General features: G+C 62.2%; 22 protein-coding genes. 14 read left to right on the forward strand and 8 right to left on the reverse strand.

From position 1 onward, the window contains the following. Positions 1 to 10 precede the first annotated feature (10 nt). From ACFT1A_RS01015 to ACFT1A_RS01025, 3 genes are all read left to right on the forward strand, one after another. Entirely contained in the window at positions 11 to 757 is a 747-nt protein-coding gene (locus tag ACFT1A_RS01015; protein ID WP_378445465.1) for a hypothetical protein, read from the forward strand. Positions 758 to 813: 56 nt separating this feature from the next. Next, the gene (locus tag ACFT1A_RS01020) at positions 814 to 1206 is read left to right on the forward strand and encodes a hypothetical protein (protein WP_378445467.1); all 393 of its coding nucleotides are present in this window, start codon (positions 814 to 816) and stop codon (positions 1204 to 1206) included. A gap of 109 nt (positions 1207 to 1315) precedes the next feature. Continuing rightward, the gene (locus ACFT1A_RS01025; protein WP_378445469.1) at positions 1316 to 3643 is read left to right on the forward strand and encodes a putative bifunctional diguanylate cyclase/phosphodiesterase; all 2328 of its coding nucleotides are present in this window, start codon (positions 1316 to 1318) and stop codon (positions 3641 to 3643) included. A gap of 55 nt (positions 3644 to 3698) precedes the next feature. Here the strand turns inward: ACFT1A_RS01025 and ACFT1A_RS01030 are convergent, their stop codons facing one another. Then, positions 3699 to 4466, reverse strand: coding sequence for an SDR family NAD(P)-dependent oxidoreductase (locus tag ACFT1A_RS01030; protein ID WP_003944195.1), 768 nt, complete (start codon positions 4464 to 4466; stop codon positions 3699 to 3701). 158 nt (positions 4467 to 4624) lie between these two features. Here ACFT1A_RS01030 and ACFT1A_RS01035 point away from each other — a divergent pair, with 158 nt between their 5' ends. The 4 genes from ACFT1A_RS01035 to ACFT1A_RS01050 are packed head-to-tail and all read left to right on the forward strand — an operon-like array spanning position 4625 to position 8458. Next, on the forward strand, positions 4625 to 5215 hold the full coding sequence (locus tag ACFT1A_RS01035; RefSeq protein ID WP_378445471.1) for a hypothetical protein: 591 nt from the start codon (positions 4625 to 4627) through the stop codon (positions 5213 to 5215). Next, positions 5208 to 5858 carry a DUF6308 family protein gene (locus tag ACFT1A_RS01040; RefSeq protein ID WP_378445473.1) on the forward strand — a complete coding sequence of 217 codons (651 nt, stop codon included), beginning with the start codon at positions 5208 to 5210 and terminating at the stop codon, positions 5856 to 5858. Before ACFT1A_RS01035 ends, ACFT1A_RS01040 begins: the two co-directional genes overlap by 8 nt. A 35-nt stretch (positions 5859 to 5893) precedes the next feature. Further along, positions 5894 to 7351 (forward strand): DUF222 domain-containing protein, encoded by a 1458-nt coding sequence (locus tag ACFT1A_RS01045; protein ID WP_378445475.1) that lies wholly within the window; start codon positions 5894 to 5896, stop codon positions 7349 to 7351. A gap of 3 nt (positions 7352 to 7354) precedes the next feature. Next, positions 7355 to 8458 (forward strand): FAD-dependent monooxygenase, encoded by a 1104-nt coding sequence (locus ACFT1A_RS01050; RefSeq protein WP_378445477.1) that lies wholly within the window; start codon positions 7355 to 7357, stop codon positions 8456 to 8458. Here the strand turns inward: ACFT1A_RS01050 and ACFT1A_RS01055 are convergent. Next, positions 8421 to 8987 (reverse strand): GNAT family N-acetyltransferase, encoded by a 567-nt coding sequence (locus ACFT1A_RS01055; protein ID WP_378445479.1) that lies wholly within the window; start codon positions 8985 to 8987, stop codon positions 8421 to 8423. The two genes, ACFT1A_RS01050 and ACFT1A_RS01055, sit on opposite strands and share 38 nt — an antisense overlap. Then, on the reverse strand, positions 8984 to 9667 hold the full coding sequence (locus ACFT1A_RS01060) for a TetR/AcrR family transcriptional regulator (RefSeq protein ID WP_317553691.1): 684 nt from the start codon (positions 9665 to 9667) through the stop codon (positions 8984 to 8986). Before ACFT1A_RS01060 ends, ACFT1A_RS01055 begins: the two co-directional genes overlap by 4 nt. Before the next feature lie 102 nt (positions 9668 to 9769). Here ACFT1A_RS01060 and ACFT1A_RS01065 point away from each other — a divergent pair, with 102 nt between their 5' ends. From ACFT1A_RS01065 to ACFT1A_RS01085, 5 genes are read left to right on the forward strand one after another with little or no spacing between them, the layout of a single operon-like run. Beyond that, complete coding sequence (locus ACFT1A_RS01065; protein WP_230816081.1) at positions 9770 to 10960, forward strand: lipid-transfer protein; 1191 nt, start codon at positions 9770 to 9772, stop codon at positions 10958 to 10960. A 42-nt stretch (positions 10961 to 11002) separates the two neighbouring features. Beyond that, positions 11003 to 11434: an SRPBCC family protein gene (locus ACFT1A_RS01070; RefSeq protein WP_030535858.1), complete on the forward strand. Its 432-nt coding sequence runs from the start codon at positions 11003 to 11005 to the stop codon at positions 11432 to 11434. Positions 11435 to 11440: 6 nt separating this feature from the next. After that, positions 11441 to 12316: a MaoC/PaaZ C-terminal domain-containing protein gene (locus tag ACFT1A_RS01075; protein WP_378445482.1), complete on the forward strand. Its 876-nt coding sequence runs from the start codon at positions 11441 to 11443 to the stop codon at positions 12314 to 12316. Positions 12317 to 12357: 41 nt separating this feature from the next. Beyond that, positions 12358 to 13224, forward strand: coding sequence for an SDR family oxidoreductase (locus ACFT1A_RS01080; protein ID WP_378445484.1), 867 nt, complete (start codon positions 12358 to 12360; stop codon positions 13222 to 13224). 4 nt (positions 13225 to 13228) lie between these two features. After that, the gene (locus ACFT1A_RS01085) at positions 13229 to 15427 is read left to right on the forward strand and encodes an acyl-CoA dehydrogenase (protein ID WP_378445487.1); all 2199 of its coding nucleotides are present in this window, start codon (positions 13229 to 13231) and stop codon (positions 15425 to 15427) included. Between the two features lie 17 nt (positions 15428 to 15444). On the opposite strand, the gene ACFT1A_RS01090 is transcribed toward ACFT1A_RS01085, so the two are convergent. The 4 genes from ACFT1A_RS01090 to ACFT1A_RS01105 form a co-directional block, all read right to left on the reverse strand. Next, positions 15445 to 16857, reverse strand: a complete 1413-nt coding sequence (locus tag ACFT1A_RS01090; protein ID WP_378445489.1) for an amidase — start codon at positions 16855 to 16857, stop codon at positions 15445 to 15447. A 90-nt stretch (positions 16858 to 16947) separates the two neighbouring features. Beyond that, complete coding sequence (locus ACFT1A_RS01095) at positions 16948 to 17106, reverse strand: hypothetical protein (protein ID WP_378445490.1); 159 nt, start codon at positions 17104 to 17106, stop codon at positions 16948 to 16950. A gap of 144 nt (positions 17107 to 17250) precedes the next feature. Continuing rightward, positions 17251 to 17901: a sterol desaturase family protein gene (locus ACFT1A_RS01100; RefSeq protein WP_378445491.1), complete on the reverse strand. Its 651-nt coding sequence runs from the start codon at positions 17899 to 17901 to the stop codon at positions 17251 to 17253. Continuing rightward, positions 17898 to 18620 (reverse strand): FadR/GntR family transcriptional regulator, encoded by a 723-nt coding sequence (locus tag ACFT1A_RS01105; RefSeq protein ID WP_378445492.1) that lies wholly within the window; start codon positions 18618 to 18620, stop codon positions 17898 to 17900. Before ACFT1A_RS01105 ends, ACFT1A_RS01100 begins: the two co-directional genes overlap by 4 nt. A 156-nt stretch (positions 18621 to 18776) precedes the next feature. Between ACFT1A_RS01105 and ACFT1A_RS01110 the strand changes: the two genes are divergently transcribed. After that, positions 18777 to 19799, forward strand: a complete 1023-nt coding sequence (locus ACFT1A_RS01110; RefSeq protein WP_378445493.1) for an ABC transporter substrate-binding protein — start codon at positions 18777 to 18779, stop codon at positions 19797 to 19799. Continuing rightward, positions 19796 to 20809, forward strand: a complete 1014-nt coding sequence (locus tag ACFT1A_RS01115; RefSeq protein WP_378445494.1) for an ABC transporter substrate-binding protein — start codon at positions 19796 to 19798, stop codon at positions 20807 to 20809. The genes ACFT1A_RS01110 and ACFT1A_RS01115 overlap by 4 nt, the downstream gene beginning before the upstream one ends. 26 nt (positions 20810 to 20835) lie before the next feature. Here ACFT1A_RS01115 and ACFT1A_RS01120 read toward each other — a convergent pair whose 3' ends face one another. Then, positions 20836 to 22281, reverse strand: coding sequence for an amidase (locus ACFT1A_RS01120; protein WP_378445495.1), 1446 nt, complete (start codon positions 22279 to 22281; stop codon positions 20836 to 20838). Between the last annotated feature and the right edge of the window lie 21 nt (positions 22282 to 22302).

The following is a 22302-nucleotide window of genomic DNA, read 5'->3' on the forward strand; positions in this document are numbered from 1 at the left end:
GGTGTTGGCGATGATGTGTGTCGCTGGCAGTTCGGCGTGCGGCGGTGGCGGTTCGGAGGCTCCCGCTGAGGTCGTTCCGGTACGTGAGTTTCCGTATACGACTGTGTGGTCTGCGAGTCCGGGTGTCGATTTGTTCGGTCGCGGGGCAGAGTTGATTCGCGCGGCGGAGGAAGCGGCCGTCTACACGTTTGTTGTCGGGCCGGAGGCTGAGTTTCCGGGCTATTTTGATGCGGTTCGTGACAGCGACATCGGGTTGTTTCCTGCTGATCACGATTTTCGTACCGAGAACGGCAAGTACCTTCAGGACAGATATACCTGGTTCCGCAATATCGTCGACTATTCAGCGGATGCCGGCCGGGTGTCGGCGACGGTGTGTACTTACCGCGTGTACGAGGACCCGGCGAAATACCGGAGTGACATCGTTCTTCATGTTGCGGTGCGTATCGCTCTGGTCAATACCTCGGACGTGCCGGGTCGTGCGGGGATTGTCGACACTGATGCGGCTGCGCGTGATCCGCGTGCGCAGCATCCGCCGTCCTGGAACGTCTTCGGAACGTGGAACATTGTCGAATACACGTCATTTCTCACCAATGAAACCCCGCAAGGGTGCATCGATTGGTGGAAGCAGGAATTCCCGATGTTTACCGCAGATAGACTCGGGAGTAGAGCGCTGATTTCGCCTCCTGGTTTTGTCATGCCGACGATGCCGGTGGCTGTGCAGTATCCGGAGTGGATCGGTCCGGCGAATGAGCCATAGTCGGGCTCACTCGCTCCTGACCGCTGCAGTGGAACAGTGATCGGCTGAGGAGTTTCGTGTCTCTCGTGGCGTGCGCGTCGATGTTTGGCGTATCCGCCTGCGGCACATGGGACGCCGATGGCGGTGGAACGAGTCAAGAGGCAGTGTCGGCCTTCGCCAACTTTGTGCCGAATGAGTTGTCGCCATCGTGGGATGTGTTCGAGTCATGGAAGATTCAGCCCTTTGATTATCTCTCGGGGTCGTCGAATCCCCTTGGGAATGGCGGCAGCGGTATCCCGCCAGGGTGCCAGGATTTGTGGTTGCAACAGTTTCCGGAGCGGATCTATGAGGCTCCGACTGAGCAGTTGCGGCGTCAGCCGAAAGATTTTGTGGCTCCGGTAACGCCCTTAGGTGTGCAGTATCGGGGTGGATCGGTCCGTCGTAGCGCCTCCAATGTCCTAAAAGTATGAAATGCCCAAGTTGGCAAGGGGGTTCGCTACCCAATTGTCTCCCACAGGGTGTCTCGACTGCGCGCACGCGCTACCTTCATCTGGTCGGCTCCACGATGGAGGGTGTTGCATGCTGAGCAGGCTGACTTCGAGTGCGAGCGACGCCGAACTGTCCGAAGTAGAGCGGCGCGACCTCTTCTCTCGCCAAGTCCGTCAAGTGACAACGGTCGCTCCGCTGGCCAACGTCGCGAATTTCTTCAGTGCGTGCGCCTTGTTGGCCTATGTCGTGCCTCCCGGGTACGAAGAGTTCCGCCTGATCTGGGGAGCCGCAACGCTCGCGATCATCCTCAACTCGGTGCGTGTATGGCTACCCAGGGTCATTCAGGGGGATAGCTATTCGCCCAAGCACACGACTCGGTACGACTACTGGGCTCTCATGCTCGAAGTGGTACTGCTGGGCGTTCTGTACACGATCCTCGCGGCTCAGATGCTTCCGGTGATAGACGGTTCACGAAAGCTGGTTCTGATCGCGACCATTGCCGGTGTGGTGGGTGCCGGTGCAGTTGCGCTCTCGACGGTTCGGTCGCTGGGGTTGGCCTGGATACTGGTGCACGGTCTGGGATTGTTGTTCGTCATGCTTGCCGGGGCGACAGCCGAATACTTCGTCCTTTCATTTCAGCTCGTTGTCTACATCAGCATTCTGTGCGTCGGCGTCGTCTACCTGTGGGCGTCGTTCCGCAGTCGTTGTCTTGCCGAGTTCGAGGCTGCTGCCGAGCGTCAGACAGTCAGTTTGCTCCTCGACGATTTCGAGGGCGGTTCCCGCGACTGGCTGTGGGAAGTCGACAACACCGGGACGTTGTCGCACACCTCCGCTCGGCTGTCGGAGATTTCGGGCGTGCCCGTTTCCGACCTGCGAACCCTGTCGCTGCGCGGATTGTTGGATCGGCTCGACGTCGGTTCGACGAAGAGCGGTCGAGCCGCGTCCGAGGTGATCGGAGACCATCTGGCCCGCATGATGCCGTTTCGTGAGGTAGTTGTTCCGGTGCGTGTCGGGGGAGTCGACCGATGGTGGTCACTGTCGGGTCATCCCAGGCATTCCGAGGTCATGGAGTTCGTGGGTTGGCGCGGCGTGGGTTCGGACGTCACCGAGAAGTACAGCTACGAACGGCGAATTCTGTGGCTGGCTGCAACCGACGGACTGACCGGGCTTCCGAATCGCCGGACGTTCGGCACGGAGCTGTCCGACGCGCTCGGAACCGTCCGTACAGGCGAGCAGGTTCTTGTCGGCATCCTCGACCTCGACAATTTCAAGTCGGTGAACGACACGCTAGGGCACCCCGTCGGAGACAAATTGTTGATTTCCGTTGCTGCACGGCTCAATTGGGTGGTTGACGGTGCCATGTGTGCCCGAATCGGTGGTGATGAATTCGGGCTCATCGTGCGTGGGTCGCAGGACGGCGGCACGGTGTTCGCACGTTATCTGGCTGCATTGCGCGAACCGTTTTTCGTGCGGGGGAATCGCATCGAGGTTCGGGCATCGATTGGTTATGCCAGTGCACCGGCAGATTCCGAAGACGCCGACACCCTTGTCATGTCCGCCGACCTGGCGCTGCATGCGGCAAAATCCGCTGGTAAGAACCGGGTAGGAAGATACTCACCGGTGCTGCGGGCGCGGGCCAGGGAACGAGCATCGGCCCTGCAAGAGCTTGGGCTTGCGATCGAGTCCCGACAGTTCGAGCTGTACTACCAACCGCAGGTTCTGGCAGACAATGGACGCGTCGAGGGATTCGAGGCACTGCTTCGCTGGAATCATCCGGTGCGAGGAGTGCTCGCGCCGCACATTTTCATCGATGTCGCGGAGGAGACGGGCTTGATAGTCCCGTTGGGGCTCCAGGTTCTGCACATGGCGTGCGCCGAGGCGACGACGTGGCCCGACGACACCTACGTGACGGTGAACGTCTCTCCGGTGCAATTGATGTCGTCCGGCTTCGGATCAGCAGTCAACGATGCGCTGGAGGCAACCGGTCTGTCCAGCAAACGACTTCAGCTGGAAATCACAGAAACGGGAGCGGTGGAGGAGCTTGCCGTCGCCGAGTTGGATCGCCTACGCGCCAGCGGGATTGCGATTGCCTTGGACGACTTCGGAACCGGCTATTCGTCTTTCGAGAGTTTGAAGAAACTGCCATTGGACATTCTCAAGATCGACCGGTCGTTCATCACCGAATTGAGCGAAGGTGATTCGGCAGTTGTCACGTCGGTGGTCGAGGTGGCGAAGGCGCTCGGAATGCAGTCGTTGGCGGAAGGCGTGGAGACAGCCGACCAGTTGAGGCTCTTGCGCACCGCCGGTTGCGAATTGGTCCAGGGCTACTACATCAGTCGACCGATGCCGGCGACGGAAGTGGCCGAGTACCTGAGCGCAACTGCACAAACCTATGGTGGATATTTTCATGCGTTCTGACAGCTGTGCGCCTTTATTAACCGCGGGCGGTTAATAAAGGCGCACAGCAGGGAAGTTAGCGCGGCGCCATGCGCAGTGCGCCGTCCATGCGGATGGTCTCGCCGTTGAGGTAGTCGTGCTCGACGATCATCTGCGCGAGCTGCGCGTACTCGGACGGCTGGCCCAGACGCGACGGGAACGGAACGCCGGCTTCGAGGCCCTTGCGGTACTCGTCGGTGACGCCTGCGAGCATCGGGGTGTCGATGATGCCGGGAGCGATCGTGTTGACGCGGATGCCGAACTGCGCGAGGTCACGGGCAGCCGGAACCGTCATGCCGTGCACGCCGCCCTTGGAAGCGGAGTACGCGATCTGGCCGATCTGTCCTTCGAAGGCGGCAACGGACGCGGTGTTGATGACGACGCCGCGCTGGCCCGACTCGTCGACGGCCTCGGTCTTGGCGATTGCGTCGGCGGCCAAGCGCATGACGTTGAAGGTGCCGAGCAGGTTGACGGTGATGACCGTGCGGAACAGCTCGAGGTCGTGCGGACCCTTCTTCGACAGGATGCGTCCGGCCCAGCCGACACCGGCACAGTTGACGACGATGCGCAGCGGGGAGCCCGACTCGACGATCTGGTTGATCGCTGCTTCGACCTCTTCGCCGCTGGTCACGTCGGTGGGGATGAGGGTGACGCCGGCGGGGACGTTGTCGCCTGCGCGCTCGATCGACGCGGGCAGATCCAGGCCGAAGACGGTAGCGCCGGCGTCGGCGAGGCGCTTGGCTGTTGCGGCGCCGAGGCCTGATGCCGCTCCGGTGACCAGTGCTGCGGTTCCCTTGATTTCCACTTCGTGTGCTCCTCGAGTTAGCGATCGGTAAGGCGGTGGTACGTGTCGAGAACCATAACGCGAGGGTGTATGTGAGGGCGAACGCGCGAGACCCGCGTAGGGCTGGGTACCTTGGACGCGAGGTCTGAGAGCAAAGCACCGGACGAGAGGGGACCTGCGTGAGCAAGGCGCCTGTGCGTCCCGCCGCTTCTGTCGAGAATTTCGAGCGGTTGCAGCGCGACCCGCTCTTCGAAGATCTTGCAGAGCTGATTGCCGAGGTTCTCTCCTACGCGTTCGACGCTCCGGCCACCGTCGAGATCGAACAGTGGACGATCAGTTGCCTGCCGTCGACCAACCGATCGGCGGAGCGCCATCGCTTGTTCACGCTCAATATCGGTCCGATGGAGATTCTGAGCGTCGAGTGCCATCTCGTCGGCGGTGAGCCGATCGAGCACGTGATGTCCGTGTACGTGTCCAGTTCGGCACTGGAATCGCGAACCGGCTGCAGCATCGAAGAACTCGACGCCAAGCACGATCTGGTCGCCATCAGACGCACGGAATTGGCGTCGGCCGACGGCAACGGGACCGTGATCGACTGCAGTCTCGAGGACTCGGATGCGTTGGAGCAGTTTGCTCAACTGCCCGTCGACGTGACGACGGTACGTCCACTCGCGGAGCATCTTGTTGCCAAGGGCAAGGGCCCATTCCGGCAGTATCACAACTCCGGATTTGCCAAGTACGTATTGGAAAGGTCGCTCGACCATGGTTGATCAGTTGCCCATCCGCCTCCCACGTGTGCTGCGTGACGGGGACGATTCCGGCGCGCTCGACGTGTTGGAGGAATACTTCACGCGACCGCTCCGCAAGACGGGGTATCTGCGAACCGGCGCGCTGTGGGATTCCTGGGATCCCAGTGGCAATCGCGAGCGTGATGCAAACATCTTCACCGCGGAAGACCTTGTTGCGGTGACGCTTCTGTCGGTGCAGGTTCCGGCTCAGGGAGCCTTCTTCCTTCTCGGCGAAAACAACGCCGAATTGAACCGCCTTCTGGCCGACGTCGGACCGGATCGCGATCTCTCGAACGAACCCGACCCCTTCACCCCGGAATCTCCGGTGTGGCGTTTGGAGACGGCGCTACGAGAGATTCACGGCGTCGGACGCACCATGGCGTCCAAGCTCATAGCCCGCAAGCGTCCGAAGTTCTATCCGATCTACGACGACGTCATCGGTCGAGAGCTGGGAACGAAGTCGGCCCACCTGGAACCCGTTCGCGTAGCCATGCGGGAAGACGAGTTGCAGAGTCGACTCCTCGATCTACGTGCACGTGCAGGTCTCGACGAATCCGTTCCGGTCATCAGGGTGTTGGACGTGCTGGCGTGGATGCAGGGTAAGGGATACAAACCGGCACTCTAGCTTTCTTGTCGGTGGGCGGGTCTAGTGTCGAATGTATGTTCGATGCTGGATTGACGAGCGGTGTGGGGACATCCGTCGATGACGGCCGTCCTGTCGTCGATCCACTCATGCTGCCGGACATGCTCTTTGCAATGGCGCAGAGTGAGAACATGCTTGCCGCGCAGAAGGTGCTCGGCGCATCCATGTTGTCGGAGTCGAGATTCAATGCCGAACTTGACGCGTCCGGTGATGTCGACAAGGCGTGGCGGATCGCATGCAACGAGATAGCGGTCATGCTCACTTGCTCACGTCGTACTGCCGAAGTCCACATCGAGATCGGTGACGCCCTACGCGAGTTCCTTCCGCTCACCAAGGCCGCATTCGCCGCCGGCGAGCTGGACTATGCGCGTGTGCGCAAGATTGTCGACGGACTCACCGGGGCCGACCCCGAGGCGATCGCAGCACTCGAGCGCCGGGTACTGGCCTCGGCGCACCGTCTTCCTCCCGGGCAACTCGAGCGCGACATCGAACGTCAGCTCTTTGCCTACGATCCGGATGCTGCTGCCGAACGTCGCCGGAAGATGCTGGAGCACCGCGATGTTCGTACGCGTGCCGACCGTCACGGCCTCGCGCAGTTGCAGGCAACACTCAGCGCCAGCGAGGCCGTCGAAGCGCTCGGCCTGATCAACGAGGCCGCCGGAAGTGTCTGCACCAACGATCCGCGAAATGTCTCGACCCGTAGGGCCGATGCGCTGGTCGCTCTCCTGCACGGCGAGAACGGGCTACGGTGCCAGTGTGGCAGCGAAACGTGCGAGGCTGCATCCACGGCAGCCCAATCAACTACATTCTCACGTCGGAAGCCGTTGTTGCACATCGTGTGTGATCTGGCGACGCTCCTCGGATTGACGTCAGATCCCGCGAGCATCGACGGGTACGGACCGATCGATCCTGATTTTGCTCGCGAGCTTGCTGCTGATTCCACCTGGCAGGCTTTGTTCGTAGATTTCCGGGCCCAGACCGCCGGAAATCGACCGCGCCGGCAACATGCTCCGGCTGTCCTTCCGCCTGTCACCCGGCCTGATCGCCCGGGCCGCGAACCGAACGGCTGCGGCGATCGGATTCGGGCAATGCAACTGAAGGTTGCGAACGCACCGGACATAGTTCGAAGATCGGATGGGCATGGCGCCCAGCCCGATCCACCTCCCGGCGCGCTGACCTACGCTCCGGGAGCGGCACTGGCCGCATTGGTACGGGCTGTCGACGGGCACTGCCGATTCCCTGGCTGTTCGGTGCCCGCGAACAGGTGCCAACTCGACCACGTCACCGAATTTGATCCATCCGATCCGAAACGTGGTGGGTGGACCATTGCGAGCAACCTCCAATGCCTGTGTCGTCATCACCATCAGGTGAAGACATACAGGTTGTGGACGCCGGTAATGCTGGAGAATCGAGCCATTCACTGGACCGACAACACCAGCGGGTTGACGGCTGTCACAGTTCCGGAGAGGATCTGACCCGTGCCGGAAGGACAAAGCGCTGGAATCGTCGGCGGGGGAATTGGCGGGCTGACGGCTGCCATCGCGCTCCGCAAAGCAGGCTGGGATGTCACCGTGTACGAGCGTGCGTCCGAGTTCACGGAGGTAGGCGCCGCCGTCGTGCTGTTTCCCAACGCGCTGGCAGCGTTGGACGAAATCGGTGTAGGCGAACAGGTCAGGGCTAACTCCCTTCCGTACAGCTCGGGCGCGATCAGGAATCTGCGCGGGCAAAATCTGGTGACGCGCAGAATTGGTGACTTCGCCGGCGGACGCGATCTGGTGACAATCCACCGCGCCGATCTGATCGAGGTGTTGGTTCGCGCCCTCCCCTCCGAGTGTCTACGCACCGGAGTCAGGGTGACGGGTGTTGGCTGCGGAGATCACGGCCGCGGCGAGATAGTCACCGACGGTGATACTGCTCGATACGACCTTGTCGTTGCCGCGGATGGTGTGCACAGTGTTGTGCGACAGCAGCTCTGGCCCGGCGAGGGAGCCGTGGTACATACCGGAGTGTCAGCTTGGCGCTGGATCGTCGATGGCCCACCGCCGAATTTTGTCGGACAGGTGTGGGGGGTTCGAGGGGAGTTCGGGATTCTCCCGTTGGCGGGCAACCGCACCTACGCCTTCGCGGGTGCGCAACGCGGCGTCGAGAGTCTCGCGTATTTTGCCGACTGGCCCGAACCGGTGTCGCAACTGGTCGCGAACGCTGATCCGGCTCGCATCATCGAGAACGAGTTGCTCGAGATTCGGACCCCGAAGTTGTTGACACGCGGCAAAGTTGCGTTGATCGGAGATGCCGCTCATGCCATGCGCCCCCACCTCGGGCTAGGTGCCGCTTTGGCGATCGAGGACGCCGTTACTCTTGCTGCCTATGCGCACGATCTCGCTGGCTACACAAAGGCTCGGCGTCGTAGAGTTCTAGCTGTTCAATGGATTTCGCGGCACATGTCAACCGTCGTGATGCCGGCGAGTCGCCCGCTGGCGGCGATGCGTGATGTTGCCGTGCGGTTGACTCCCGACATTCTTACCTTGTCGGTATTCGGTGTGATCAATCGCTGGCGGCCTCGGCCGATCGAGAGGCACTGACTTCGAAGATGGTTTCCAGACCGTCTTCTTCGTCCCACTGCTCACCGACTTCGCAAAAATTGTACTGGCTGATCAGGTTTCGAGATGCGGCATTGTCCGGGCTGATGGTCGCGCGAACGATGTGTACTTCGGATTCGCGACTCGCGACGTCGAGAAGTATCTCGAGGGCGGTTCGTGCGTAGCCCTGTCGTCGAAACGCCGGGTCGATGCGATATCCCATCTCGACCATCCCACGCGCGTCGGGGCGGCCGTGAAATCCGGCCAACCCCACCGGCGTCGACGTCCGAGTGTCGACCGCGATGCGGGTGATCCAAGCGCTGTCGTGCGGGTTCTCTGCTATCTGCTTGCTCCGGTAGCGCCACAAGCCCTGGCATTCTTCGCCGAGGAGATACGGGGTCAGGATTTCGGGTGCGAGTTCCATTGCGAGAGTAGCGTCATCGTCACCCAGTGCGTGGAGGACTGGTGATGGGACGTGGATCAGTCGAAGTCCGCGTCCGTCGAGTGTCCAGGGTAGTTCGGTGACTGTCACAGGTCGGCGATCGGGGTCGACAGCGTTATATCGACGCCGATGCTCCGGAGATTGCCGTCGAGAACCTGCCAGATGGAGCGTTCGAGGAATTCGGCCAATTCTGCGCTGGTCACGTCGGAACCTGGTTGGCTGAGCCAACGGTTGACGCTGACGTCGACCAAGCCGATCACGCCGAAAGCCAACGGCTCCGCCATCTTCGACGGTTTGCCGCGGCTGGTGAGAATCGCGCCCAACAGGTTTCCCAACTGGACGGCGATGGCTGTCTTAGTTCCGGTCACCACTTTCGAACCGGTGGCTCGGGTGCTCGGGGATCCCTTGCCTAAAAAGTGGTGCAGTCGTGGGTATTTCACAATCCAGCGAAGGTACGTGTCGACGGCCCGCGAGATAGCCTCGCCGACGGTGCCTTGCGGCGTGAGGGTGGGGGTCAGGTCGGTCATCATCATCTCGAGGATGCGGACTCGCAGCTGCTCGTCGAGGTCGGCTCGATCCTTGAAGATCCGGTAGACAACGGAACGGGGGACGTCGGCGCGCTCGGCGATTTGTTGGACGCCGACGTCGGCGCCACCTTCGTTGACTGCGTCGAGGGCTGCGTCGAGGATCCGCGCTTTGCGCTGCTCCTTGTGATCGTTCCAGCGAGTGCTGCGCCCGTCGGGCTGCGCCGACTCGGCTGTTTTTGTCATAAATCGAACGATACTCACCCCGCCATTGACTGGACAAGATGTCTCACATACTTTGGTGGGACAGCGTGTCACACACAGATACCGTTCTCTTCAGGAGTGGCAATGAGTAACAGGGTTTTTGTCGTCGGCGTCGGCATGACGAAATTCGAGAAGCCGGGATCCCGCGAGTGGGACTACCCCGACATGGCACGCGAGTCGGGTACCAAGGCGCTCGAAGACGCAGGTATCGACTACTCCGAGGTCGAGCAGGCATACGTCGGCTACGTCTACGGCGAGTCCACCGCAGGTCAGCGGGCTGTCTACGAGCTGGGTCTGACAGGTATCCCCATCGTCAACGTCAACAACAACTGTTCGACGGGATCGACCGCGCTCTACCTCGCCACGCAGGCAGTCAAGAGCGGTCAGGCCGACTGCGCATTGGCGCTGGGCTTCGAGAAGATGCAGTCCGGGTCGCTCGGATCCACCTACGACGACCGCGAACAGCCACTCATGCGGCACCTCCTCGCTCTCGCCGAGCTGCAGGAGTTCGCGATGCCGCCCGCTCCGTACATGTTCGGCGCGGCCGGCGTCGAGCACATGGAACGCTTCGGAACCACTGCTGAGCAGTTCGCGAAGATCGCCGTCAAGAACCACAAGCACTCGCTCAACAACCCGTACGCGCAGTTCCAGGACGAGTACACCCTCGAGCAGATCCTCGAAGCACGCCAGATTCACGGGCCACTCACCAAGCTCCAGTGCTCGCCTACGTCCGACGGATCCGGCGCGGCGATCATCGCCAGCGAAGCATTTGTCGAGAAGCACGGGCTTGCTGCTCAGGCGATCGAGATCGTCGGACAGGCCATGGTCACCGACATGAACAGCACTTTCGAGGACAAGAGCGCCATCAGCCTCGTCGGCGCCGACATGACCCGTAAGGCCGCCGAGAAGGTATATGCACAGGCCGGGATCACCGCCGACGATGTCGACGTCATCGAACTCCACGACTGCTTCTCCACCAACGAGTTGCTGACCTACGAAGCGCTCGGGCTGTGCGCCGAAGGTGACGGCGGCAAGCTCGTCGACGCCGACGACACCACCTACGGCGGACGCTGGGTGGTCAACCCGTCCGGCGGCCTCATCTCGAAGGGTCACCCCCTCGGAGCAACGGGCCTCGCACAGTGCGCCGAACTCACCTGGCAGCTCCGCGGTACCGCCGACAAGCGTCAGGTCGACGGCGCGAAGGTTGCTCTCCAGCACAACATCGGCCTCGGCGGCGCAGTCGTCGTGACCGCATACAAGCCCTACGCACGCTGAATCACACCCTCAACCCGCTAGCTACCCACTAGGAGTTTCATCATGGCTTCCGTTTCCGTCTCCGCCGTACTGCCCGCGTCCCCCGAGAAGACCTGGGATGCGCTCTCCGACCTGTCTCGCTGGGAAGAGTGGCTCACCATTCACCAGGGCTGGAAGAGTGAACTCCCCACCGAGGTTGCGCTGGGCGCCAAGTTCACCGAGGTCGTCTCCGTGATGGGTATGGCCAACAAGATCGAGTGGACCGTTGAAGAGGTCGAGGTTCCGAAGATGGTCAAGATCGCCGGAACCGGAATGGCCGGTGTCACCGTCGAATTCATCCTCTCGGTCGAGGCCGACGGTGCGGGCTCGAAGGCAACCGTCGACGCCAGCTTCAAGGGCACCATGATTGTCGGGCCGATCGGCAAGGCAGTCGCCAAGAACGCCAAGGCTGACCTCGAGGCTTCGCTGGCGAAGTTCGCCGAGCTGGTCGGATAACGCTCGATGACGACACCGAAGACCAACGCGGTCGAATTCGATACTTCCGGACTGGATGTATGGACTGATCCGGAGCACTTCGAGGTGACAGCCGAGCGTATCGCCGAATACGCCGCTGCCACCAACGATCCCATCGAGCGACATCTGAAGGGCGAGATCGCTCCGCCGGTCTTCGCGGTGGTACCCGTCTTCATGTCGATGGCACCGGCTGCCCTGTCGGTGGCACCGGTGGAACTGCTGATGAAGCTCGTTCACGGTGAGCAGGATTTCCTGTTCCACCGTCCGATCTACCCCGGTGACCATCTGGTCGCGCGCGCCAAGCCCATCGGTTTCGAGGGTCGCGACAACGGTTCCACGGTCGTCATCTACGTCGAAACCAAAACCGACAAGGGCGAATTGGTCAACGAGCAGTGGATGACGGCGTTCTTCCGCAAGGTCGACGCGGGTCCCGGCCTGGGTGAGAAGGCTCCCGAACACCGATTCGACGACGCTCTTCGTACTGGTAGTCCGGCAGCGGTGGTGAATCAGCACATCGACGAGGACCAGACGTTCCGGTACTCGCCGGCGTCCGGCGATCCGATGCCGATCCACCTCGACGAAGAGATCGCTCGCATGTCCGGGCTCCCCGGAATCATCAACCACGGGCTGTGCACCATGGCGTTCACGTCGTGGGGAGCCCTGACCGAACTGGCCGGCGGCGAGACCGAGCGGTTGCGCCGTCTCGCAGTGCGATTCGCGAAGCCCGTGCTTCCGACCCAGGACATCGAGACGGTGTTCTACAAGTCGGGTTCGGCAGACGGAGCCACGTCGTACTCGTACGAAACCAGCGCGGTTGGTGACCTGGTCATCAAGGACGGCCTTGCTGTCATCACCGACAAATGAGTCTTCATGTCCGACAACTGAACTGATGGGAATCTGAACTGATGGGAAGTCTCGACGGTCGCGTAGCGATCATCACCGGAGCAGGACGCGGCATCGGCCGTGAGCATGCGCTGCTCTTCGCTCGTGAGGGTGCGAGCGTCGTGGTCAACGATCTCGGCGGTGCAAACGACGGATCGGGTGCAGATGCCGGCCCCGCGCAGCAGGTAGTCGACGAGATCGTCGCTGCAGGCGGCAAGGCCGTCGCCAACACCGACAACATCGCCACCTGGGACGGCGCCGAGGGCCTCGTCAAGCAGGCCGTCAGCGAGTTCGGCCGACTCGACGTCCTGGTCAACAACGCCGGCATTCTTCGTGACGCCTTCATTGCGGGCATGGACGAGAGCCAATGGGACTCAGTCATTGCCGTGCACCTCAAGGGGCACGCAGCGACGCTGCACCACGCTGCCGCGTACTGGAAGGACCAGAGCAAGGCAGGCGAGACCGTCAATGCTTCGGTCATCAACACCGCCTCGGCTTCGGGTACCTTCATGCCGAATGCGGGCCAGGGCAACTACGGCGCCGCCAAGGCGGGCATCGCGGCCCTGACTTTGGTGGCCGCAGACGAACTGGATCGCTACGGCGTGCGAGTCAACGCAATTGCGCCGATCGCGCGTACTCGACTGACGCTGGCGACACCCGGTATGGGTGCGCTCTTCGCGGCCGAGGTTCCAGAGGGGGAGTTCGACGCGTTTGCGCCGTCCAACATCTCGCCGCTCGTGGCATATCTCGCGGCCTCGGACTGCAAGCTCACCGGCAAGGTGTACGCCGTTCAGGGTGGGGCCATCACGGAACTTGCCGGCTGGCACGGCGTGAACACCATCGAGAGCGAGGGTCCCTGGACCACCGCCGACCTCGCAGAACGTCTGTAAGCGCATGGCACGCAACGCATACGAACTCGGCCTCGGGCTGAGTGAGGAGCACACCGCGCTTGCAGATTCGGTGCGCTCCTTCGCCGAGCGCACCATCACCACCGAGCAGGTGCGCGCGGCGGTGGAGTCACGGACCGAGGACAAGTTCCCCGAGTTCTGGACGGCACTGGTCGGACAAGACCTTCTCGGGCTCGCGGTTCCGGAAGAGCAGGGTGGCCACGGCGCCGGTCTGCTGACCTTGGCCGTGGCACTGGAAGCGCTGGGCCGCACTGTCTCTCCCGGCCCGTTTGTTCCGACGGTATTGGCAAGCGCCGTTCTCGGTGCCGCCGATTCCAAGGCGGGACTCGAGTTCCTGCCCGGCCTGATCGACGGAAGCCGTACGGCAGCAGTCGCCTTGGGTGCACCGTTGGCGGCTGAGGCGTCGGACAGCGGGTACACGGTCACGGGCGCACTCGACGGTGTGCTCGGCGGTGAACATGCCGACGTACTGCTGGTTCCGATCCAGTTGCCCGAGGGCGTTCGCTACGCCGTGCTCGAGAGCAGCGCAGTCTCGATCACCGTGCAGGACAGCATCGACGTGCTGCGCGGTAGTGCGCGAATCGAAGCCGATGGAGCGCAGATCAGCGCCGAACGGGTACTCGACGGTCTCACCGAGGCGCGGGTACGGTCCATTGCCGCAGTCGTTCTCGGCGCCGAAGACGTCGGCGTCATGTCCTGGTGCGTCTCCACCGCGTCGGAGTACGCCAAGACGCGTGTGCAGTTCGGGCGACCCATCGGCCAGTTCCAGGGCGTCAAGCACAAGTGCGCGCAGATGGGCATTGCGCTCGAGCAGGCTCGCGCTGTTGTGTGGGATGCGGCAAGCGCATTGGACAAGGGCGACGACACGGCAGATTTTGCCGCCGACATCGCAGCGGTCATCGTTCCCGACGCTGCAGTGCAGGTAGCGCAGGACTGCGTGCAGGTTCACGGCGGTATCGGATTCACGTGGGAGCACGACGCGCACCTGTACTACCGCCGCGCACTCTCGATCCGCGGCATTCTCGGCACCCGCGAGGATCGTGCCAATCGCGTTGCGCAGCAGGCACTTGACGGTGTCAGCCGGGCTTCGGTTCTCGAACTTCCGCCCGAGGCGGAGGAGATCCGCGGCGACATCGCGGCTGAGCTGGCCAAGTTGGTCGATCTCGACGAGGACGACCAGCTCATTGCACTCGGCGACGGAGGGTGGGTCCAGCCGCACCTGCCGAAGCCGTACGGACGCAGTGCCGCTCCGCTCGAGCAGATCGTCATCTCCCAGGAGATCAAGGCTGCCGGTATCTCGATGCCGCAGCTCCTGATGGGAACTTGGGCCGTGCAGGCCGTCGTAGCGCATGGTTCGGACAAGCAGAAGCAGGAATTGGCAGTACCGACCCTGCAGGGTGAGCTGGTGTGGTGCCAGCTCTTCAGTGAGCCCGGTGCTGGTTCCGACCTCGCATCACTGTCGACGAAGGCCGAAAAGGTCGACGGCGGTTGGAAGATCACCGGTCAGAAGATCTGGACCACGGTTGCTCAGTTCTCCGACTGGGCAATGCTGATCGCCCGCACGGACGCCACCAAGCCGAAGCATCAGGGCATCACCTACTTCGTGCTCGATATGTCGACACCGGGCATCACCGTCCGCCCGCTGCGTGAGATGACGGGCTCGGCGCTGTTCAACGAGGTGTTCCTCGACGACGTGTTCATCCCCGACGAGAACGTGGTCGGCGAGGTCAACGACGGTTGGAACGTCGCACGTACGACGCTGGCCGGCGAGCGCGTCGCGCTCAGCCAGAAGATGGAGGCGTACGCCTCGGACACCGACCTGCTGAAGTTCGCGAAGTCGGCAGACCTGAGCCCGATCGGCCGCTACCGTGTCGGCGAGCTGGTTGCGGAGAGTCAGGCGATCGATCTCATCGGCTCCCGCGTTGTGCTCAAGCAACTTTCGGGAATCGACGTGAGTACTACGTCGAGCGTCGGCAAGCTGTTGGCGATGAAGATCAGCCAGTCGATCGCCGAGTTCGTCGTCGCTGAGCTGGGTGCTGCCGGAGCGGTCAGCATCCCAGGTCAGCCCAGCGACAAGGCGATGGAGCAGCTCATTTCGGGCCGAGCCACCACCATCTACGGTGGCACAACCGAGGTGCAGCTCAACGTGATCGGTGAGCGCATGCTCGGGTTACCGCGCGACTGATTGTTTCTGTCAGAGGCTCAGTCCTGGATTCGTCTCCAGGGCTGAGCCTCTTCCAGTTCGAAGGCCAATTCGAGGAGCGTGCGCTCGTCGCCGAGATCAGCGGAGAAATGCGAAGCCAACGGCAAACCGTTGCTGGTCTGGTGCATCGGTAGCGAAATCGCGGGACCGCCGGAGATGTTGTTCAGCGGCGTGAACGACGTGTACGCGATCAACTTGTCGAAGAGTTCCTCGAAAGGCTGAGCGGGAGAGAGGTATCCGAGTTCAGGGGTGGTGTGTCCCAGAGCCGGCGAGAGCACGACGTCGTACTTCAAGAACATGGCGCTGTACTGCTGCTGGAGGCGTCGCAGGCGGTAGAGCACGCGCGGCGTCTTCACGAGGTTCTTCCGGTACAGCGTGTAGAGGCCCTTGGTGAGATTGTCGGTACCGGACTTGTCGAAGTCGGGTCCGAGCATTTGTTTGCCACCGGTGGAGATGGCAAACGACAGGAAACCCCAGTAGATGCTGAAGTCGTCGATGAATTCGGGGCCGACGGGCAATGCCGCGTCCTCGACATGATGGCCAAGGCTTGCAAGGAGTTCGGCCGTAGCTTCGACGGACTTGCGCGTCTCGTCGTCTGTCTTGGTGACAGTCACGGAATCAGCGATCACGCCGACGCGCAATCGGGTTGAGCTGGGTCCTTCGATCAGGCGAACCGGTGCGAGTCGCGGATTGCGGTAGTAGTTCTCAGCCGCAGACATCCATCGTGCAGTGTCGCGAACAGTGCGAGTAACGGCGCCCTGAGCGATCAACCGGATCGGCATCGACTTGTCGGCGGGGTCGGCAACGGTACGGCCGCGAGTGGGTTTGAGTCCGACCAGTCCGCAGGCAGCGGCGGGAATGCGAATCGATCCACCGCCGTCGTTGGCGTGCGCGATCGGGAGTACGCCGGCAGCAACAAGCGCGGCTGCGCCACCCGAGGAAGCGCCCGACGAGTACGCCGGATTCCACGGGTTGTGGACGGGTTCTTCCGTCATGTATTCGGTGGACGCACTGAATCCGAACTCGGGTAGTCGAGTCTTGCCGATCGAAATGGCCCCGGTGGAGAGGAACTGCTTCGCGAAATCGCTGTCGGCTTTGGCGGGGATCGCGGTGAAGGCGGTACTGCCCTGCTGGGTGGGAAGGCCGGCGCTGTCGGTGTTGTCCTTGATCGCGGTGGGAACACCGGCAAAGACGCCCTTGGCGGGCCGGTTGCTCCTGGCGAGGGCGCGATCGAAATCAGTGCAGGCCAGACCGTTCAATTGCCCCTGCACGGCCTCGGCGCGGGCGATCGACGCCTCCATGACTTCCCGTGCGGTCACCTCACCCGATTCGATCCGGGCGGCGACGCCGGTGGCGTCGAGGTCGCCCAGGGCGTCGTCGGTGAAAGCGTGGACGGGGGTGTTCGCGGTCATGGGGATCCTTGTCAGGCGGAGGCACTCAGGTCGTCCGTCCAGCATATTGGACGGACGACCCCTGAGTGGCGCTATCTGTGGATTGCGGTATCAGCTACCGAAGAACGTCACTGCCTGCTCGGCCGCCTGCGGCGCCTGCTGGAACACTCCCTGTGGGATGAACTGCTGCGGAATGAACTGCTGGGGGCCCAACTGCTGGAAGTTCGTGACCATCGGGTGGATGACGTTGTTGAATACATCGTTGAACATGTGTTGTGTCCTTCGGTTACAGCGTTTTTCGAACTTCTGACTCCAACGACACTAAGCACGGTTCTGGTGAGTTTCAACGAAAATCACTGATACACAGTCAAGTTCAAGTTCATTGCCAGCTGGGGGCCAGGAACCGGCCCTCCTTCACGGCTTGGACGCTGCGCCGTGCAGGTTCTTGGCCGTCGGGGATGTCTCGACGGATTTGGGATCGGGGTACGTGCCCAGTACGCGATCGGCAGTTCCCGCGGTGGTGACGGTGAACCAGTAGTGCTCGTTCTTGAAGTGGTGGTTGCGGTGGTTACGCCAAACCGACCGGTAGAGAGCAGTTTTCGGCTTGTAGTCACTGTGGATGAGGAAATGCGTCCACTCGTAACCGAGGCCGAGCACGGAAATGCAGGTCAGGAACGTCAGGCCGAGTTCGACGCGGGGAAACGCCAGGAGGGCGAGGGCCGTCAGAACCGGAATCACGATCAGGAGCGTCTGCCACGGAATGAAGATGAGTGAGACGGTTCGCGGCGCAAAGTGGTGTTCCCGATGGCTGCGCGCCAGCCGTGAATCGAGTGTGACGCCGGCAATGGTTCGCGGCTTCCAATGTAGAACGAAGACGTGAATGATCCACTCCACGAACGGGAATGCGGCGATCATCACGAGCGGAACAAGTGCGTCGGTGATCTGCCAGTCGCCCAACGCAATGCGGGTCGTCGCCGCGGCCAGCAGCATGGTGCCGATCATCCACGGCGTCGGTGACTTACGAAACGTCCGTGCGGCATCGGCCAGAGTGAGTGGCTTGCTCATGGTTTCAGTCCCTCCAGGAAGGTGAGAGCGTCGCCGATTGCCGTCGTACCGGTGTGGAGCAGCGTCGCTGCCAGGGTCTCGGCGGCGGGCTCGTCGTGTGAAGTGATGGCGGAGGCCAGTTTTCGATACAGATCGGTTTGGCCGACTTCGGCCACCATGACGGAGGCAAGCGCCGTCATGGCCGGCTCGTATGCAGCTCGAAGGCTGTTGAAGATCAAGCGGAAGGCAATGGAATCTGCGCTGTCGACGACGACGTCCCAGAACGCCAGCGCGCGGCTTTGCAGCTCGACCGGATCTTCGGTGGCGCCTAGATGATCCACGGCCGCGTCGAGGTGCTGGGCAGATTCTGCGGAGATGCGACGAGCCGCCAGCACCGCGATCTGCGGTCCCATCAACTCGCGAGTTTCCAGGACGCTGCGCACCACCGTCAGGTCGGGGACGCCATCGCGAACCAGCAGTTGGGGGAGAAGTTCTGGTCCGGCCTGGCGTCGAAAATCGCGCACTGACGTGGACTCGCCCTGGCGGACCTCGACGAGTCCGGCTTGGGCGAGCTTCTGAATAGCCTCTCGGACTGCCGGCCTCGAGACACCGAATGCTTCGGCGAGTTTGCGCTCGCTGGGTAGTGTCTCGCCGGCAGCCAGCTCTCCGGCCAGCACTTTCACGGAAATCTGGTCGAAGACTGCGCCGGAGGCCGAGGTGCGTGCAACGGGTTGGAACATGTACCGACCTTAAGCGCTTGCTGGTGAGAGGTCAAGTGGTATTACCAGTTGAGTTCTGGCGTGAAAGAGATACCCCTTGGCCAACAAGCTTCACCGTAACGGCGCAGGTGAGAGTAATTTTAGGCGACCCTAATTCGGAATACCGTCAGGAAGCCCATGACACCTCTCCTGTTACCGACGCTAGACACCGACGCAGAGTTCGCTCGCATCACCGCGGCCTTGACTCGACGCGGCTTTCTGGGCGGAAGTGCCGCCGCACTGTCCATGCTCGCCCTTGCCGGATGCAGCAGTGAGGACGGCGGTGGCGGTGCGGAAGGCGAAACTCGGACGGTGCAGACGCATTACGGCCCCGTGGATGTTCCCGTTGATCCGCAGCGCATCGTCGCTGTCTCCTACAACACCCCGTGGCAGTTGCAAGCCGTCGGCTCCCGACCCGTGGCGACGCTCGACTACAGCGCGTACATCGACCAGTTCACCCCGGCGCAGCAGAAGTTCATCGACGGATTGTCCTCGGTGGGGGTGTTTCTCGAGGTCAACCGCGAAGCCGTAGTCGCTGCTGCGCCCGACCTCATCGTCGGTGATGCGTACGAGATCGACGAGGACATGTTCCGCGAGCTCTCGAAAATTGCTCCGACAGCGGTGTATTCGGGCACGAACCGGTCTGACTGGCGTTCGGTGTCGGAAGGTGTCGCAGACGCAGTCAACAAGGGTTCGGCATTGACGTCGAATCGCGAGAAGTATCAGGCGATGCAGGAGCGAATCCGCACCGAATACGCCGCTCAGCTTCGTGACAACCGTTGGGCCCAGGTCGCCATCGGAGGTTCGGAAGGACTCTTCTCGATTCTGTATCCAACCGGAGTGACCGGCGCGATGCTCGCCGACCTCGATGTCACGCGCGGCGAGTTCATCCCGGATCTGCGCCCATCCACCGGGTTCGAAGCCTTTCCCCTCGAGCAACTCGAAATGCTGCGGGACGTCACCGTCGTCATCTACCCGAAGCAGCCCAACGGAACTGATTCTGCAGGAATGAAATCCATCTTCGACAGCCCGTTGTGGAGCCGTGTTCCGGCAGCGGCGTCGGGCCGGGCGTTCGGAATCAGCACTCAGGTCACCGACTACGGCACGGCAATCAACTGGCTCAGCGAACTCGAATCCGGCGCCTTGGAGGCACTTTCATGACATCACTTCTCTTGCCCACGTCCGACACCGATGCCGAGTTCGCTCGGATCACCGCAGCCTTGACTCGTCGCGGCTTTCTGGGAGCCGGCGCGTTGGCCGGAATCGGATTGCTCACGGCCTGCGGAACCAGCACCGGTGAGTCTGCACAGGGCTCGATGCGCACCATCAACACCGCTCTCGGGCAGGTGGAAGTGCCCGCCAACCCGCAACGAGTGGTCAGCGCCGATTACTACACGGGTCCCGCGATGTTCGACGCCGGATTCACACCCGTCGGACTGCCGGTGGACTACGAGAACGCCGACGGCGTCCCGGAACCCTATGCGTCTGCTCTGCGGTCGCTCCCGAAGGTGGGGCGCTGGTACGAGCCGAACGCCGAGGCGATAGCGGCTTTGTCTCCCGACTTGATCGTGATGACCAACCTGCTGTCGGAGAACAACCCGGATCTTTACGAGCAGATCCGGTCGATCGCACCGACCGCGGTTTTTGCCGAAGACGGGCAGTACGCATGGAAGGAGCGTGCCCTCGGGGTCGCGGACGCGCTCAACCAGAGCGCGAAGGTTCAGGAGTTGGCAGACCGGTACGAGGCGCGGATCGCCAAGTTCCGCAGCGACAACGCTGATGTGTTGAGCAAGGTGAAGGTCGTCTACACCACGTACTTCGAGGAGAGTGGCTTCTCGCTGTATTCACCGACCAAGTATCAGACGACGGTGATCAGCGAGGCCGGGTTCCAGTTCAACGACCGTTCGCTCGCAATTCCCGCCGGCAGCAACGAGTGGTTCCCGAAGGAGCAGTTGGAGCTACTCGACGAGGCCGACGTCATCATCACCAACAGCGGCAAGGGCCCCATCAACGAGAAGTTGGCGAACGACACCATCTTCCAGCGTCTGCGCGCCGTCAAGAACGATCAGGTGTACTCGTTCGACTACGAGGGCGTCGCCTCGTTCGGTTGGGCCTTGACGTTCCTCGAGCAGTTCCAGCCGATTGCCGAGGAGATCAGAGCCAAGCTCTGATCTCCTCAGCCGTCACGAGGAAGCCGTCATGAGGAAGCCGGCGCAACCAGCTTCGGTTGATGCTGGGCGGTGTACGCCCACGGGTGGATCTTCTCCAGTGCTTTGCCGATCCGGAACACGGTCGGTTCGTCGTAGGTGTGACCGACGATCTGGACGCCCGTGGGAACGCCGTTGTGAGCGTGTCCACTGGGCACCGCCAATACGGGACACCGATTGGCGACGTTGAACGGCAACGTGAGAAGCGCTTCGGCGGTTGTGTTCACGTGCTGGCCGGCCACAGTGAGGCCGTCGAGCAAAGACTCGCCTGCCGGAAATGCGATGGTGCCCGAAGTCGGGCAGATCAGCGCATCGAACGGGGCCATTGCCTCGGCGAGCTCTCGCTGCATCTGGGTTTCCTTGCGAAGGCCGTCCAGGAATGACATCTCCGCAGCGCCCTGAGACGTGATTGCGACGTTGTCGAGCGTGTAGTCGGCAAGAAGATCACCGTGGACGCGAGCAACTTCCGCGACGGATGCACCCATGATCGTCCCGAAATGGACTTTCACCGCTGCTGCCATCGAGTCACGAGTCCACGGTAGTTCGATCTCCTCGACTATCGCCCCGGCATCGACCAACGATTGCGCGAGCGCCCGTGTGTTCGCGTCGATGTCAGGTTCGATGGGGAAGTCACCGAGCCGCAGGCACAGAGCGATGCGCATCCCCTCGACCGACGGGTAATCGTGCGGCAGTGTGATCGCCGGCCTCAGGGAAGCATGGTCACGCGGGTCCGGCCCGATCAGAACATTGGCCAAAAGAATTGCGTCGTCGACAGTTCGGGCCATAGGGCCGTCGCCACGGTAGGAATCCATGGAGAGCGGGGCAACCCCGGCGATACGCCCGTATGATGCTTTGAGGCCGACGGTGCCGGTAAAGCCGGCCGGGCCTCGCGTCGACCCACCGATGTCGGATGCTGTTGCCAGAGTGGTAGTTCCGGCGGCCAGTGCGGCGCCGGCTCCACCGGAGGAGCCGCCGGGACTGTAATCGAGGTTCCAGGGATTGCGGGTCACGCCCCACAACGGAGAGTGTGTGAACGCCGCGACGCAGAATTCCGGTGTCGTCGTGCGTGCGTGAATCAGGCCGCCTGCTGCCAGAACTCGGTCGATCACCGGTGCGTTCTCGCGGGCGATGTTGCCGCGTCCCGCCAGCGAACCTTCGGTCAGAGCCTTTCCCGCAATAGCATGTTTTTCCTTGGCAGCTACCGGAATTCCCTCCAAAGGCCGTGGGTCGGGTCCGCGGCCGAGGTATCGGCTCTCGGCTTCCCGTGCGCCGGCGAGTGCCTCGTCGAACATCTCTTCGGTGAAGGCATTGATGTGAGGCTCGAACTTCTGTGTTCGGTCGATGACTGCCTGTAGCAGTTCGATCGGAGACAATTCTCGCGCGCGAAAGTGAGCAATGGCTTCGGTGGCGCTGAGGTAGTGCAGTTCGTCTGACATGACGTTATCTCCCTGGGTAAG

Origin of the sequence: Rhodococcus sp. NPDC057135 (genome assembly GCF_042670865.1) — a bacterium.
GTDB lineage: Bacteria > Actinomycetota > Actinomycetes > Mycobacteriales > Mycobacteriaceae > Rhodococcus_F.